Source organism: Burkholderia sp. BCC1998, from assembly GCF_905339875.1.
GTDB lineage: Bacteria > Pseudomonadota > Gammaproteobacteria > Burkholderiales > Burkholderiaceae > Burkholderia.
In genome coordinates this window covers 168,310-184,899 of the sequence record NZ_CAJPHE010000007.1, presented here as the reverse complement: position 1 = coordinate 184,899, position 16,590 = coordinate 168,310, and the positions used below count along the sequence as shown (strand labels likewise).

Below are 16,590 nucleotides of genomic sequence, written 5' to 3'. Positions count from 1 at the left end.
TGCGGCGCCACGCGAAATCACGCATGCCAAGCACGCGTGCCTGAAGTCGGACAACGATTGAGTTTGAGGCTGAAGGCGTCCAGCGGGCGCGGCGTCGTGACCGGCCGCATCGCGTGCCGGTAAGCATCCTGTGCATTGACGCGGCCGCAGCGATCAGTGCAACGCGCCGGCGGCGCGATCGCCGCCCCCGCCGGCCCAGCGGCGGCTACGCCAACGCCCGCCGCTCATGCAGCCGCAACGCGGCCCAGGCAATCCCGGCCGAGAAGATCCCGACCACGCCGCCGAACGTGCCGATCCACGGCAGGCCGAAATCCCCGGCGATATGGTTGCCGAGCAACGCGCCGGCACCAATCCCGACGTTGTACAGCCCGGAAAAGATCGACACTGCGAGATCGGTCGCCTCCGGCGCCAGCTTCAGCACCCACGCCTGCATCGCGAGCCCGAAGCAGACGATCGCCCCGCCCCACACCAGCGTGTGAACCGACAGCGTGACGATGTTCAGCGCGCTCGGGAACAGGATCAGCAGACAGGCCGACAGCGCGATGATCGACGCGAGCAAAAAATCGGCCGGCCGTTCCGGAAACACGCGATTGAAGCAGAGCGCGGCCGGCATGCCGGCCACGCCGAACAGGATCAGCACGTAGGTAATCCGGCTGCTGCTCGCATGATTGACGCTCTGCACGAACGGCTCGATGTACGTGTACGACGTGAAGTGCGCGGATACGACCAGCACGGTGATCGCATACAGCGCCACGAGCGCCGGCTTCCTGAGAAACGCGCCGATGCTGGACAGCGATCCGGCGCCTTGGCTCGGCAGCACCGGCAGCGTCATGCGCAGCATCAGCAGCGCGACGGCCGCCGCGCCGCCGATCACGAGGAACGTCACACGCCAGCCGAGCGCCTCGCCGATCACGCGCCCGAGCGGAATACCGGCGACCATCGCGATCGCCGTGCCCATCGCGAGCAGGCTGAGCGCGCGGCTTTTCCGGTCGCTCGGCGCGAGCCGCACGGCCAGCGGAACGGAGATCGACCAGAACACCGCGTGCGCGCACGCGATGCCGAGCCGGCCGATCATCAGCACCGTGAAATTCCAAGCCACGCCGGTCACCACATGGCTGCCGACGAACACCAGCAGCGCGCAGCTCAGCAGCTTGCGGCGCTCGACGTGGCGCGTGACGAACGTGAGCGGCAGCGACACGACGGCGACGGCCCATGCGTAGATCGTCAGCATCAGGCCGACGTCGGTCGGCGGCATCCGCAGGCTGTCGCCGATCGCGCTCAGCAGCGCGACGGGCACGAACTCGGTGGTATTGAAGATGAAGGCAGCAAGGGCCAGGGCCAGAACGCCCCACCACGACTGTTCGGAACTGACGGCGTCCGGGGTTGCCATACGGGAATTCGACGAAGGTTGGGGGCGCGTGCGGCGCGGGCAGCCGGCCCGGCGCATCGGCGCGATTGTACCAGCGGCACATGACATGCCGCGGCGGGCCGCGCCGCCGGGACATGGCGATGACACGGCCGCGCGCCGATAATGCGTCGAAGGATATTTCGCGAACGATTTGCCCGAACGTCATCGGGCCGGGAGATTCACATGCGCATTGAAACGTCGTTTCTGTTCGATCTCGACGGCACGCTCGTCGACAGCGTCTATCAGCACGTGCTCGCGTGGAAGGAAGCGCTCGATGCCAAAGGCATCGAGCTGTCGGTATGGCGCATCCACCGCAAGATCGGGATGAGCGGCGGCCTGTTCCTGAACCAGCTGCTGCGCGAAACGGCCGGCGACATCGACGCCGAGCGCGTCGAGCAGCTCGCGCGGCTGCACGCGGCCGCGTACCAGCGGCTGCGCGCGCAGGTCCGGCCGCTGCCGGGCGCGCGCGAGTTGCTGGCCGCGCTGTCGAACGCGGGCATCCGCTGGGCGATCGCGACCAGCGGGCGGATGGAAACGGCCGCCATCAACCTCGAGGCGCTCGGCGTCGATCCGGCGAAGAACGTGGTCGTCACGCGCGACCAGGTCAAGTATGCGAAGCCGGATCCCGACCTGTTCCTGACGGCCGCGGCGAAGCTGAACGTGCCGATCGAGCACACGGTGGTGGTCGGCGACAGCATCTGGGACATGCTCGCCGCGAGCCGCTGCCGCGCGCTGGGCGTCGGGCTGCTGTCGGGCGGTTACGGCAGCGACGAGCTGGAACGCGCGGGGGCGCTGCGCGTGTACGACGATCCGGCGGATCTGCTGTGGCATCTCGACGAGATCGCGGCACGGCCATAGACCGTTCGCGTTTGCGGATCCGGTCGCGCGCGGCATTTAGGACGCGTCGCCCGGCGCGCGCGGCGTCGGCATGCAGTCACGAAACAGCCGAACCGCGCACACGCGCCCTGTTGATCGAATCGGATCGGATCAGTCGAATCGATTCGATTCGCCCCGAATCAATCGTCATCGACCCGCTTGTCGATCAGATAACGCCCGCGCTCGACGCCCGCGCGCAGCGCCTCCTCCTGCGTCGACCATTCGGAGCCGGCCGGCTCCGGCACGATCAGCTCGATGCGGGCACCGTCGACATAGACCTGCACCTCGTCGTCCCACGCGCCGCGTGCGTTGCGCCGCGCCCATACGCGAATCTCGTGGCCGCGATACGGGTCGCGAACCTGTGCGTCCTGTTGATGTTGCATCCTGGCCTCCTGTACTTATCTGCGATGGCGATGCAAAAAATGCGCGCCGCATGGCCGCCGCGCGCGCCGTCGGCCCCGCGCGCACGCGCCGTGCCCGCTATCGGCCGCCCCGGCACGTGTCTTGCATTCCTGTCCGGTATCGAACCGCTCCGGTCCGCCAGACAACAAAGGAGGCCGCGATGATCGGCCATATCGAACTCGTCGGACGCCTGCTGCTCGCCGCGCTGCTCGGCAGCGTGATCGGGCTCGAACGCGAACGGCTGAACTGGGCCGCCGGCTTGCGCACGCACATGCTGGTGTGCGTCGGCTCGGCCCTCGTGATGCTCGTCTCCACCTTCGGCTTCGAGGACGTGCGCGGGCAATACGGCGTCGTGCTCGATCCGTCGCGGGTCGCGGCCCAGGTGGTCTCGGGCATCGGCTTTCTCGGCGCCGGCTCGATCCTGCTGCGCGGCGAAGTCGTGCGCGGGCTGACGACGGCCGCGAGCCTGTGGGCGGTGGCCGGCGTCGGCCTGGCCGCCGGCGGCGGCATGTACGTCGCGTCGATCGGCGCGACGGCGATCGTGCTCGCGATCCTGGCGGGCGTGAAGCCGCTCGAGCGCCGCTTCATCGCGCAGCGGCAGCAGCGCACGCTGCGGCTCGTCGTCGAGCGCGGCGGCCTGACGCTCGGCGTCCTGCACGACACGCTCGGCGCGGGCCGCGTGCGCGTGAAGCGGTTCATCGTCCAGCAGTCCGACGACGATCCGGACACCGACGACATCTCGATATCGTTCTCGCGCACGAGCGGCGCGGAATTTGCGGCGATCTGCGAATCCCTGCAAGGCATCGCCGGCGTGCGGACCTGCAGTCCCGACACCTCGTCAAGGAGTTTCGCGTGACCCAGACCGACCTGCTTTCCTATCTCGTGTCGAGCCAGCTGGCCGCGCGCATGCGCGGCGGCGCCTGGCTCACGACCAGCCAGGTGGTCGGCGCGCTGCACGCGTGGCTCGCGTGCCATCACGCCGAATGCGGCTGGCTCGACCGGATCCGGATCGCGAACGCGTCCGCGACGATCGCGCAACGCATCTACGACATCGCGGCCGCGTACGGCGAACCCGAGCACGGCGAACGCGTCCGGCTCGACGCCGGTTCGCCGGAACTGCAGGCGCTGCGCGCACGTTGCGACGCGCTGCTGCAACGCATCGACGGCGGCCGGGACGTCGACACCCGATGATCGCGCCGGACCGCAAGCCGCGCGCCGCCGTCGCGACGGCGGGCCCCGACGAGGCGGCGGCCGCCCCCTCGCGCACGGACGAACCGGTGCGACACGGCCTGCTCGAATGCGGACGCAACTGCGACACGATCCGCAGCGCGGACCGCTTCGCGATGCTGGTGGACGGCGCCGCGTATTTCGCGACGCTGCGCGCCGCGCTGCGGCGGGCGCGCCATACGGTGTTCATCGTCGGCTGGGACGTCGACAGCCGGATGCGCCTCGCGCCGGCCGACGCCGCCGGCGACGGGCTGCCCGACACGCTCGGCGCGTTCCTGCACGCGCTCGCGGCCGCGCGCCACAACCTGCGCATCTACGTGCTCGCGTGGGACTTCGCGATGATCTACGCGCTGGAGCGCGACTGGCCGCCGGTCTATCGCGCCGCGTGGCGCGCGCATCGCGGCATCCGGTTCCGGCTCGACGACACCCATCCGCGCGGCGCGTCGCATCACCAGAAACTCGTCGTGATCGACGACCGGCTCGCGTTCGTCGGCGGGCTCGACCTGACGCGCGAGCGCTGGGATACGCCTGCGCACGCGGCCGACGATCCGCGCCGCCGTGACGCCCGCGGCATGCCGTACGGCCCGTTTCACGACGTGCAGGCGATGTTCGACGGCGACGCGGCCGCCGCGATCGGCGAGCAGGCGCGCACGCGCTGGCGCAATGCATGCGGGCGTCCGATCGCGATCCGCGCGCAGCGCCATCTCGAGCGCGACGAAGACGTCGATCCGTGGCCGCCCGGCGCGCGCGTCGACGTGAGCCACGTGCGGCTCGGCATCGCGTACACGGCGCCGCGCCACCGCGACCGCGAGCCGGTGCGACAGGTGCGCGCGCTCGTCGAGGACACGATTCGCGCCGCGCGGCGCCACCTGTACATCGAGAACCAGTATTTCACCGCGGCCGTGGTGCGCGAAACGTTGTCCGCGCGACTGGCCGACCCGCACGGGCCGGACGTGACGGTCGTGGCACCCCGCGTGCAGAGCGGCTGGCTGCAGGAAGCGACGATGGGCGTGCTGCGCGCGCGGCTGCACGAGACGCTCAAGTCCGCCGACCGCTTCGGCCGCTACCGGCTGCTGTACCCGCATGTCGACGGCCTCGGCGACGCATGCGTAAACGTGCACAGCAAGATCCAGATCGTCGACGACGAATGCATCGTGATCGGCAGCGCGAACCTGAACAACCGGTCGATGGTGCTCGACACCGAATGCTGCATCGCGCTCGTCGCGGCGGGCGAGCCGCGCATCCGCGCCGCGATCGCCGGCCTGCGCGAGCGCCTGCTGGCCGAACATCTCGGCACGCCGCCGGCCACGGTCGCCGCTGCGTTCGCGCAAGGCGACCGGCCGAACGCCGCGCTCGACCGGCTGCGCGCGAAACCGGGCCGCACGCTGCGCGTGCTCGACCCGGTCGTGACGCCGCAGCTCGACGCGTTGGTGCCGGTCAGCGCGCGGCTCGACCCCGAGCAGCCGATCGAGCCGGACCGGTTCGTCCGCGAATTCCTGCCGCGCGAGCAGCATCGCCCGCTGACCGCGCGCTTCCTCGCGCTCGGCGCGGCCGTGCTGCTGGTCGCCGCGCTCGCGTTCGCGTGGCGCTTCTCGCCGCTCGGCAAGGCGCTGAACGTCGCGGCGCTCGCGCAGGCGGCGGCCCGCGCCGCGGCACTGCCGGGCGCGCCCGCCCTGCTGCTGGCCGGCTACGTGGTCGCGGCGACGCTGTCGGTGCCGATCACGCTGCTGATCGCCGCGACGGGGCTCGTGTTCGGCGCGTGGCCGGGCTTCGCTTACGCGGCCGTCGGCTCGCTGACGGCCGCCGCCGCGACCTACGGGATCGGCCGCTGGCTCGGGCGCGACGCGGTGCGCCGATTCGCCGGCGCGCGGGCGAACCGGCTCAGCGAACACATCGGCCGGCGCGGCGTGGTCGCGATGGCCGTGCTGCGGCTGTTGCCGATCGCGCCGTTTACGATCGTGAACCTGGTCGCCGGCGCCTCGCACATCGGCCTGCGCGACTTCCTGGTCGGCACCGCGATCGGGATGCTGCCGGGCATCTTGCTGACGGTCACGTTCGCGCACCAGCTGACCGCCGCGTTCCGCCATCCGGGCCCTGGCGCATTCGCGTGGCTCGCGGCGATCGGTGTCGCGCTGGTCGGCGTGTCGGTGCTGCTCGTCAGGGTGCTGCGACGATGGCGCTGAGCCGGCAGCCGGCCCCGCCGCCGGACATCGTCACGTCGGACGGCGCGCCCGCCGCCGCGCCGGGCGGACGCGACCTGCGCATCGCGACGTACAACATCCGCGGCGGCTACGGTGCGTGGCCCGCGCGCGCGGCCGATCGAATCGCGGCGGTGATCCACGAGCTCGACGCGGACGTGATCGCGCTGCAGGAAGTGCCGCTCGGCGGCACGCGCGCGCCCGACGTGCTCGCGCACCTGCGCGACGCGACCGGCATGCACGCGGTGGCCGGCCCGACCATCGACACGCCGGAGCGCCGCTACGGCAACGCGGTACTGTCGCGCTGCCCGATCCGCGCCGCGCGCACGCTCGACCTGTCGTTCCACCCGCGCGAGCCGCGCGGCGCGCTCGATGCGGACATCGACTGCGGCGCCGGCACGCTGCGCGTGGTCGCGACCCATCTCGGGCTGTCGGCGAACGAACGCAGCGCGCAGGTGCAGCGGCTGCTTGCCGCTTTCGACACCGGTGCGATGCCGGTGATCCTGATGGGCGACATCAACGAATGGTTCGTGCGCGGCCGCGCGCTGCAGGCGCTGGTCACGCGGTTCCGCCGCGCGCCGGCGCCGCGCACGTTCCCGACGCTGTACCCGGTGTTCTCGCTCGACCGGATCTGGATCCATCCGGGCGAGTTGCTGGTCGACGTGACCGTGCATCGCAGCATGCTGGCCCGGCGCGCGTCGGATCATTACCCGCTCGTCGCGCGCATGCGTGCGCGCTCCGCGTCCGGCACGCCGCCCGCGCGCGACGCGCACCGCGCCGACGAAACCTGACGGAGGAAGCCCATGCGAACCGACGAACTCGACGGAACGGCCCTCGACTACTGGTGCGCGCGCGCACTGTGCGCGGACGACGAAAACACGCTGTACTTCACGGCCGTCGAGCCGCAGGTGATCGTGACCGCCGCGTGCGATGCGTTGCGGCGCCTCGACGCGCATTTCGCGCCGTCGGCGTCCTGGGCCGACGCGGGGGCGGTACTCGATCGGGTCGGCGATCTGCGGATCGCGCGGCGCGGCGACGGCGTCGAATGCGATGCGTGCTTCATCGACGGCCCGTCGACCTGCGCGGCACGCGCGCCCGACGCGCGCACCGCGTTGCTGCGCGCGTTCGTGCGCGCGCGCTTCGGCGACGAGGTCGACACCCCGCCGCCGTTTCCGCACCGGATCGAGCGCGGTGCGCCGGTGCGCTACGACCCCGGTGCGCCGCTGCCCGAAGCGGACGACGATGCGCCCACCGGCGACAGTTCGGACATTCGCTCGATTCCGCGCATGTGACGACGCCGGACGCCGAGGCATGGGCCATGCGCGCGATGCAGTGACCCTCCCGCGTCCATGTAAAAAGGACAGGGTGCCGCCCCCGGCATCGCGCCCGCACGTTGCCGCGCCGGGCGCCGCGCTGCAGGCACGCGGGTTGCGGCGCACGGCCGTTACCGTTCGCCGCCGCCCGGACCCGCCATCCCATGAACGCCACCCCGCCCTTCGCTCCCCACCTCTACTTCTGCGACGCGCGCCTCGTCGGCCCGCTCGACGCGTGGCCCGACACGTTCGCGCACATCGCCGGCATGGGCTTCGATCACGTGCTGATCGGCGGCTTCTGGGCCGCCAGCGTCGCGGGTTTTCCGCGCCACGTCGCCGACTTCCACCGGCCGGCCGCGACGTTCGCGACGCGCGCCGGCGCGCTCGAAACCTTCTCGCGGCTCGCCCAGCTCGCGCACGGCCACGGGCTGCGCGTGCTGCTCGAAGTCGTGCCCGACCGCATCGCGCGCGACAATCCGCTGCGCGCCGAGCATCCGGACTGGTACGCCGAGCGTGCGCACGACGACGCGCTGATCGATCCGCGCTGCGGCGCGCATGAACTCGACGTCGCCCATGCCAGGGTCGGCGACGACGCGACGCACGACGCGCTCGCCGCGTGGTGGTGCGCGCATCTCGCCGCGTTCGCGGACGCCGGCGCGGCCGGCTTCCTGATCGACGCGCCGCATCACCTGCCGGCCGCGTGGTGGCCCGGCTGGCGCGCGGCGCTGCGGCGCGCGCGCCCGGACGTCGCGGTGCTGGCCGGCGTGCCCGGCCATGCGCGCGACGCGCTCGCGCAACTCGAGGGAGCCGGCTTCGACGCGGTGTTCTCGTCGGTACGCTGGTGGGATCTGCGCTCGCCGTGGTTTGCGGACGAACACCGGCTGCTGCGCCGCATCGGCTCGCCGATCGCGTTTCCCGACGCCTTCGACGGCCCGCGTCTCGTCGACGACTGGCGCGACGCGCCGGACGAGACGCTCGCCCGCGCGTACCACCGCGCGCTGTGGACCGCGGCCGCGCTCGGCACCGGCTGGCTCGTGCCGATGGGCTTCGAGCGCGGCGTCGCGCTGCCGCTGATGGTGCGCGATGCGGACGCCGCGCGCTATCGCGCCGCGTTCGACGTCGCGCGCTTCGACCTGTCCGGCGCGATCGCCGACGCGAATGCGTGGCGCCGCGCGACGCCGCTTGCGGCCGGGCGCGGCGAAATCGCGCAACTGAGCGCGCCCGGCGCGGCCGCGACCGCGCTGCTGCGCGGCACGGGCCCGTCGCTCGAGCACGACGACACGGCACTGCTGGTCGCGCTGAATCCCGCTCTCGATGCCGACGCGCCGGTCGATCCCGCGACGATCCTGCCCGGTGTGCCGGGCGGCTTCACGCAGGTCGCGACACCGGCGGGCACGCACACGCATGCACCGGTCGCGCTGGCCGCGTTCACGCTCGAACCCGGCGGCTACGCGCTGCTCGACGCGCGGCGCGCGCCGCCCGCGACCACGCGCGCCGGCGCCGCGGACGAGCGCGCCGCGCTGTCCGCCGCGCTCGCGGCCGACCGGATCGCGATCGAACGCGTCGAGCCGGCGGTCGACGGCGGCCGCTTCGCGATCAAGCGCGTGATCGGCGAAACGCTGGTTGTGCACGCATCGATCTTCACCGACGGCCATGCGCATCTCGCGGCCGCGCTGCAGTGGCGCGCGGACGACGAAGACGACTGGCGCGAAGTGCCGTTCGTCGCGGAACCGAACGACCGCTGGCACGCGCGCATCGCGCTCGAGCGGCTCGGCCGCCACGCGTTCCGCGTGATCGCGTGGCGCGACGACTGGGCCTCGCTCGTCACCGACATCGCGAAGAAGCGCGCGGCCGGCCAGGACGTGACGCTGGAGGTGCGCGAGGCGCAGCTGCTGCTCGCGACCGCGCTGAAGCGCGCCGCGCCGGACGGTCCGCACGCGGTCCGGCAGATGGAACGGCTGGCGGCCGACTTCGACGACGCGTCGCACGAACACCGTCTCGCACTGATCGGCGAACCCGCGCTCGCCGACGCCTACGCGGCGCTGCGCTACCGAGCGTTCGTCACGCACGACGAGACCGTCTACCCGGTCGAGGTCGAGCGCCGCGCCGCACGCTTTTCCAGCTGGTACGAGCTGTTTCCGCGCTCGGCGAGCAACGACCCGCACCGGCACGGCACGTTCGACGACGTGATCGCGCAACTGCCGCGCATTCGCGACATGGGCTTCGACGTGCTGTATTTCCCGCCGATCCACCCGATCGGCACGACCGCGCGCAAGGGCCGCAACAACACGCTGAAGGCCGGCCCCGACGACGTCGGCAGCCCGTACGCGATCGGCTCGCCGGACGGCGGCCACACGGCCGTGCATCCGCAGCTCGGCACGCTCGCGTCGTTCCGCGCGCTGATCGATGCGGCGCGCGCGCAGGGGCTCGAAATCGCGCTGGATTTCGCGATCCAGTGCTCGCCCGACCATCCGTGGCTCGCCGCCCATCCGGGCTGGTTCGCGTGGCGGCCCGACGGCTCGCTGCGCTATGCGGAAAATCCGCCGAAGCGCTACCAGGACATCGTGAATCCCGACTTCTATGCGCCCGACGCGCTGCCCGACCTGTGGCTCGCGCTGCGCGACGTGGTGCTGTTCTGGGTCGAAGCCGGCGTGCGGATCTTCCGCGTCGACAATCCGCACACGAAGCCGCTGCCGTTCTGGGCGTGGATGATCGCGGACGTGCGCGGCAGGCATCCGGACGTCGTGTTCCTGTCGGAGGCGTTCACGCGGCCCGGGATGATGTACCGGCTCGCGAAGATCGGCTTCTCGCAGTCGTATACGTACTTCACGTGGCGCGAGACGAAGCGCGAATTCATCGACTACCTGACCGAGCTGAGCGCCGGCCCCGCGCGCGAGTTCTTCCGGCCGAACTTCTTCGTGAACACGCCCGACATCAATCCGCGCCACCTGCAGAACGCGCCGCGCTCGCAGTTCGTGATCCGCGCGGCGCTCGCGGCGACGCTCGCCGGCTCGTGGGGCCTGTACTCGGGCTTCGAGATCGGCGAATCGGCACCGCTGCCCGACAGCGAGGAATACGCGGACGCGGAGAAATACGAGCTGCGCGCGCGCGACTGGGCCAAGGCCGCGCACATCGGCGGCGAAGTCGCGCGGCTGAACCGCGCGCGGCGCGAGCATCCGGCGCTGCAGACCCACCTCGGCCTCACGTTCGCCGACGCGGACAACGACCAGGTGCTCGTGTTCGTGAAGGCGACGCCCGCGCACGACAGCGTCGTCGCGGTCGCGATCAGCCTCGATCCGTGGCATCCGCAGGCCACGAACTTCATGCTCGATGCGTCGCTGTGGCGCGGCCTCGGGCTCGTCGACGGCGAACCGCTCGACGCGCTCGAACAGGATGCCGCGCGCGCCGAAACCTGGCGCGGGCATCGCCAGTACGTGTCGCTTGACCCGCACGTGCGGCCCTATGCGATCTGGCGGCTCGCGCCGTCTCCCGGCGCCGCGCGAGCGGCGGCGCCCGACCCGGGCGGTGCCCGGGGCCCTTCCGGAGCACACGCATGATGAAACGCGAAGACTCCCTCGACGACGTGCGGCGCGCGCAGTTCCCGTCGCTCGCCCCGGCCGGCACGCCGCGCCGGCGCCGTGCGCGGCGCCGCGCGCCCGCGCTCTGCGCGGACGATCCGCTGTGGTACAAGGACGCGATCATCTACCAGGTGCACGTGAAGTCGTTCTACGACTCGAACAACGACGGGATCGGCGACTTCCCCGGCCTGATCGCGAAGCTCGACTACATCGCCGAGCTCGGCGTCGACACCATCTGGCTGCTGCCGTTCTACCCGTCGCCACGCCGCGACGACGGCTACGACATCGCCGACTACCGCGACGTGCATCCCGACTACGGCACGCTCGCCGACGTGCGGCGCTTCATCCGCGAAGCGCACGCACGCGGCATCCGCGTGATCGCCGAGCTGGTGATCAACCACACGTCGGACCAGCACCCGTGGTTCCAGCGCGCGCGGCGCGCGAAACCCGGCTCGATGCATCGCGACTACTACGTTTGGTCCGACACCGACACGAAATACGCGGGCACGCGGATCATCTTCCTCGATACCGAAACGTCGAACTGGACCCACGACCCGATCGCCGGCCAGTATTACTGGCACCGCTTCTACTCGCACCAGCCGGACCTGAACTTCGACAACCCGGCCGTGGTGCGCGAGGTGATCCAGGTGATGCGCTTCTGGCTCGATCTCGGCATCGACGGGCTGCGGCTCGACGCGGTGCCGTACCTGGTCGAGCGCGAAGGCACCAACAACGAGAACCTGCCCGAGACGCATGCGATCCTGAAGCGGATCCGCGCGACGATCGACGCCGAGTACCCGAACCGGATGCTGCTCGCGGAGGCGAACCAGTGGCCGGAAGACGTGCAGGAATACTTCGGCAACGAGGACGAATGCCACATGGCGTTCCACTTTCCGCTGATGCCGCGCATCTACATGTCGATCGCGAGCGAGGACCGCTTCCCGATCGTCGACATCATGCGGCAGACGCCGGCGCTCGCGCCGAGCAACCAGTGGGCCGTGTTCCTGCGCAATCACGACGAGCTGACGCTCGAGATGGTCACCGATTCGGAGCGCGACCTGCTGTGGCAGACCTATGCGAGCGACCGGCGCGCGCGGATCAATCTCGGCATCCGGCGCCGCCTCGCGCCGCTGATGGAGCGCGACCGGCGCCGCATCGAACTGATCAACTCGCTGCTGCTGTCGATGCCCGGCACGCCGGTGATCTACTACGGCGACGAGCTCGGGATGGGCGACAACATCCACCTGGGCGACCGCGACGGCGTGCGCACGCCGATGCAATGGTCGTCGGATCGCAACGGCGGCTTCTCGCGCGCGGACCCGGAACTGCTGGTGCTGCCGCCCGTGATGGGCTCGCTGTACGGCTACGACGCGATCAACGTGGAAGCCCAGACGCGCGACCCGCATTCGCTGCTGAACTGGACGCGGCGCATCCTGTCGACGCGCCGCGCGACGCAGTCGTTCGGGCGCGGTACGATCCGCTTCCTGCGCCCGGAGAACCGCAAGGTGCTCGCCTACCTGCGCGAACTCGAAGGCCACGAGACGGTGCTGTGCGTCGCGAACCTGTCGCGCGCGTCGCAGGCCGTCGAACTCGACCTGTCCGAATTCGCGGGCCGCGTGCCGATCGAGATGACGTCGGATTCGCCGTTTCCGCCGGTCGGCCAGCTCCCGTATCTCCTCACCTTCCCGCCGTACGGGTTCCTGTGGTTCGTGCTGTCCGAGCATGGCCGCGAGCCGTCGTGGCGGCAGCCGCACGCGCAGCCGCTGCCCGAGTACGTGACGATCGTGATGCGGCGCGGCGACGCGCGGCCGGACGTCGGCCAGCTGCATGCGCTCGCGCACGATGCGCTCGCGTCGTGGCTCGCGCGGCGGCGCTGGTTCGCGTCGAAGGACCGCAAGATCGGCGACGCGTGGCTGAACGTCGTCACGCCGATGCCGGACGAGCCGTTCCAGTACGCGGAAGCATGGGTATCCGCGAGCGACGGCGGGGTCGAACGCTACGTCGTGCCGCTGGCCGCCGCGTGGGGCGGCGAGACGTCGCAGCCGCTGTTCGCGCAGCTCGCGCTCGCGCGCGTGCGGCGCGGCCATACCGTCGGTTACCTGACCGACGCGTTCGCGCTGCCGTCGTTCGCGCGCGGGATGCTGCGCAAGCTGCGCGACGGCGCGACGGTGCCGACTTCCGACGGCGGCCGCCTCGACTTCCTGCCCGAGCAGGCGCTCGCCGCGCTCGATCCCGGCGACGACGCCGAAGTGCGCTGGCTCGCGGCCGAGCAGAGCAACAGCTCGCTCGTGATCGGCGATGCGATCGTGCTGAAGCTGGTGCGCAAGGTCGCGCACGGGATCCATCCGGAAGCGGAGATGAGCCGCCACCTGACGCGGATCGGCTATGCGAACACCGCGACGCTCGCCGGCGAAGTCGTGCACGTCGATCCGGACGGCACGCCGCATACGGTCGCGATCCTGCAGCGCTACGTCGACAACCAGGGCGACGCGTGGACGCGTTCGTTCGACTTCCTGAGACGTGCGGTCGACGAGCTCGCGCTGCCGGCCGTCGACGAAGGCGACGCGACGGAGTCCGGCGAGGAACCGGACGCGCTGCTCGGCTACGCGGCGTTCGCCGGGATCGTCGGCACGCGGCTCGGTCAGTTGCACGTCGCGCTCGCGCAGCCGTCCGACGACCCGGCGTTCGCGCCGGAGCGCGCGACCCCGGCACACGTCGACCACTGGCGCAGCGATGCGATCGCGTCGTTCGCGCACGCGCTCGACGTGCTGGGCACGCGGCTCGATACGCTGGCCCCCGCCGAGCGGGCCGCGGCCGACACGCTGCTCGCGTCGCGCGATGCGGCCGTGCAGGCGCTCGGCGAACTGGTGCCGCGCACCCTCGACGCGCAATGCACGCGGATCCACGGCGATTTCCATCTCGGCCAGGTGCTCGACGTGCAGGGCGATGCGCTGCTGATCGACTTCGAGGGCGAGCCCGCGCGCCCGCTGGAGCGGCGTCGCGCGAAGTCGCATCCGCTGCGCGACGTGGCCGGCTTCCTGCGCTCGCTGTCGTACGTGAGCGCGGCCGCGCAGTTCGTGATCGAGAAGGCGCCGCCGCAGGCGGCCGGCCGCAAGCGCGCGCTGTTCGACCGCTTCGGGCAGGCCGCCGCCGACCGCTTCGTCGAATGCTATCGCGCGGCCGCCGAGCAGGCGCCCGAACGCTTCGTCGACCCGCGTTATGCCGATCGCCTGCTCGCGTTGTTCCTGATCGACAAGGCGTCGTACGAGCTGTGCTACGAAGCCGCGAACCGCCCCGACTGGCTCGGCGTGCCGGTCGGCGGGCTCGCCGCGCTCGTCGAACGCCTGCTCGACACGCACGGTGAACCCGACGACGGAGGCACCCGATGACCGACACGCTGTTCGACCGCCACGATATCGATGCGCTGCTCGCCGGGCGCCATCCGGACCCGTTCGCGTGCCTCGGCCCGCACCGGGATGCCGGGCGGATCGTCGTGCGCGCGCTGCTGCCCGGCGCGCGGCGCGTGCGCGCGGTGACGCCCGACGGCGACGAACTCGGCACGCTCGCGTGCGTCGACGATGCCGGCTGCTTCGCCGGGACGATCGCACGCGACGGCCACTACCGGCTCGCGATCGAGTGGCCCGATACGCGGCAGGTGACCGACGATGCGTATGCGTTCGGCACGCTGCTCGACGACGCGGCGCTCGCGCGGTTCGCGGCCGGCGACCCGGCCGCCGTGCTCGAGTGCCTCGGGGCGACGCCCACGCGCGTCGACGGCATCGACGGCGTGCGCTTCGCGGTATGGGCGCCGAACGCGCAGCGCGTGTCGGTGGTCGGCGACTTCAACACGTGGGACGGCCGCCGTCATCCGATGCGGCTGCGGCGCCCGTGGGGCGTGTGGGAACTGTTCGTGCCGGACCTCGGCGCCGGCGAGCACTACAAGTACGAGCTGCGCGCGAGCGACGGCCGCGTGCTGCCGCACAAGGCCGATCCGTGCGCGCGCGCGACCGAAGCGCCGCCGCGCACTGCATCGGTCGTCGCCGACACGGCGGCACTCGACGCGTTCGCGTGGCACGACGACGGCTGGATCCACGCGCGGCCGCATCCGGATCGTCGCTTTCGGGTGCCGTGGTCGATCTACGAGGTGCATCCGGAATCGTGGCAGCGCGTGCCCGAGGAAATGGACCGCAGTTCGACCTGGGACGAACTCGCCGAGCGGTTGATCCCGTACGTGCGCGGCATGGGCTTCACGCACGTCGAGTTCATGCCGATTTCCGAGTACCCGTTCGGCGGCTCGTGGGGCTACCAGCCGCTCGCGCAGTTCGCGCCGTCGGCGCGCTTCGGGCCGGTCGACGGCTTCGCGCGCTTCGTCGACCGCGCGCACGCGGCCGGCATCGGCGTGATCGTCGACTGGGTGCCCGCGCATTTCCCGAACGATCCGCACGGCCTCGCACAGTTCGACGGCAGCGCGCTGTACGAGCACGCCGATCCGCGCGAGGGCATGCATCCCGACTGGAACACCTGCGTGTTCAACCTCGGGCGCACCGAGGTCGGCGCGTTCCTCGTCGCGTCGGCGCTCGCGTGGGCGCGCCGCTACCACGTCGACGGGATCCGCGTCGACGCCGTCGCGTCGATGCTGTACCGCGACTACTCGCGCAGCGAAGGCGAATGGGTGCCGAACATCCACGGCGGGCGCGAGAACCTCGAGGCGGTCGCGTTCCTGCGCACGCTGAACGACACATTGCACGGTACGCTCGCGCCGCCGGGCATCGTCACCTTCGCGGAGGAATCGACCGCGTGGCCGGGCGTCACCGCGGCGACCGGCGAAGGCGGGCTCGGCTTCGACTTCAAGTGGAACATGGGCTGGATGCACGACACGCTCGCGTATCTGCGCGAGGATCCGATCCATCGCCGCTATCACCACGACCGGATGACGTTCGGGCTCGTGTATGCGTTCTCCGAGCGCTTCGTGCTGCCGCTGTCGCACGACGAGGTCGTGCACGGCAAGGGTTCGCTCGCCGCGAAGATGCCCGGCGACGCGTGGCAGCGGCTCGCAACGCTGCGCGCGTACTTCGGTTTCATGTGGGCGCATCCGGGCAAGAAGCTGCTGTTCATGGGCAGCGAATTCGCGCAATGGGCCGAGTTCGCGCACGATGCGACGCCGCACTGGGACCTGCTCGACGCGCCCGCGCATCGCGGCGTGCAGCGGCTCGTGCGCGACCTGAACCGCGCGTACGCGGCCGAACCGGCGCTGCATGCGCTCGATTGCCATGCGGCCGGCTTCGCGTGGCTGATCGGCGACGATCGCGACAACAGCGTGTTCGCGTTCGCGCGCCGCGACGACACCGGGCGTCTCGTCGTCGCGGTCTGCAACTTCACGCCGGTGCCGCGTGCCGGCTATCGCGTCGGGTTGCCCGCGCCCGGGCAGTGGCGTGAACTGATGAACACCGATGCCGCCGTGTACGGCGGCACGAATGCCGGCAACGACGGCACCGTGTCGACGGAGGCGATCCCCGCGCACGGCGAGTCGTGGTCGGCCACCTTGCGCCTGCCGCCGCTCGCGACGCTGTGGCTGAGCCCGGCCTGAC

Annotated in this window: 11 protein-coding genes; 9 read left to right on the top strand and 2 right to left on the bottom strand. The window is 71.4% G+C overall.

Features of this window, described 5'->3' with window-relative positions:
* Positions 1-205 precede the first annotated feature (205 nt).
* The gene (locus U5A56_RS15125; protein WP_044843420.1) at positions 206-1,390 is read right to left on the bottom strand and encodes a sugar transporter; all 1,185 of its coding nucleotides are present in this window, start codon (positions 1,388-1,390) and stop codon (positions 206-208) included.
* Positions 1,391-1,591: 201 nt separating this feature from the next.
* Between U5A56_RS15125 and U5A56_RS15120 the strand changes: the two genes are divergently transcribed.
* On the top strand, positions 1,592-2,266 hold the full coding sequence (locus tag U5A56_RS15120; RefSeq protein ID WP_321923133.1) for an HAD family hydrolase: 675 nt from the start codon (positions 1,592-1,594) through the stop codon (positions 2,264-2,266).
* 158 nt (positions 2,267-2,424) lie between these two features.
* Here U5A56_RS15120 and U5A56_RS15115 read toward each other — a convergent pair whose 3' ends face one another.
* Positions 2,425-2,667, bottom strand: a complete 243-nt coding sequence (locus U5A56_RS15115) for a DUF6566 family protein (RefSeq protein WP_124521841.1) — start codon at positions 2,665-2,667, stop codon at positions 2,425-2,427.
* A gap of 179 nt (positions 2,668-2,846) precedes the next feature.
* Between U5A56_RS15115 and U5A56_RS15110 the strand changes: the two genes are divergently transcribed.
* From U5A56_RS15110 to glgB, 8 genes are all read left to right on the top strand, one after another.
* On the top strand, positions 2,847-3,542 hold the full coding sequence (locus U5A56_RS15110; RefSeq protein WP_044843417.1) for an MgtC/SapB family protein: 696 nt from the start codon (positions 2,847-2,849) through the stop codon (positions 3,540-3,542).
* Positions 3,539-3,877, top strand: coding sequence for a hypothetical protein (locus U5A56_RS15105; protein WP_321923131.1), 339 nt, complete (start codon positions 3,539-3,541; stop codon positions 3,875-3,877). The genes U5A56_RS15110 and U5A56_RS15105 overlap by 4 nt, the downstream gene beginning before the upstream one ends.
* A complete protein-coding gene (locus U5A56_RS15100) occupies positions 3,874-6,096 on the top strand; it encodes a VTT domain-containing protein (protein ID WP_321923130.1) in 2,223 nt (740 codons plus the stop codon). Before U5A56_RS15105 ends, U5A56_RS15100 begins: the two co-directional genes overlap by 4 nt.
* On the top strand, positions 6,087-6,902 hold the full coding sequence (locus tag U5A56_RS15095) for an endonuclease/exonuclease/phosphatase family protein (RefSeq protein WP_321923128.1): 816 nt from the start codon (positions 6,087-6,089) through the stop codon (positions 6,900-6,902). Before U5A56_RS15100 ends, U5A56_RS15095 begins: the two co-directional genes overlap by 10 nt.
* A 12-nt stretch (positions 6,903-6,914) precedes the next feature.
* Entirely contained in the window at positions 6,915-7,403 is a 489-nt protein-coding gene (locus U5A56_RS15090) for a phage protein NinX family protein (protein WP_321923126.1), read from the top strand.
* 185 nt (positions 7,404-7,588) lie between these two features.
* Positions 7,589-10,981 (top strand): maltotransferase domain-containing protein, encoded by a 3,393-nt coding sequence (locus U5A56_RS15085; RefSeq protein ID WP_321923124.1) that lies wholly within the window; start codon positions 7,589-7,591, stop codon positions 10,979-10,981.
* The gene (gene treS / locus U5A56_RS15080) at positions 10,981-14,391 is read left to right on the top strand and encodes a maltose alpha-D-glucosyltransferase (protein ID WP_321923298.1); all 3,411 of its coding nucleotides are present in this window, start codon (positions 10,981-10,983) and stop codon (positions 14,389-14,391) included. The genes U5A56_RS15085 and treS overlap by 1 nt, the downstream gene beginning before the upstream one ends.
* Complete coding sequence (gene glgB / locus U5A56_RS15075) at positions 14,388-16,589, top strand: 1,4-alpha-glucan branching protein GlgB (RefSeq protein ID WP_321923122.1); 2,202 nt, start codon at positions 14,388-14,390, stop codon at positions 16,587-16,589. Before treS ends, glgB begins: the two co-directional genes overlap by 4 nt.
* Position 16,590: the final 1 nt, after the last annotated feature.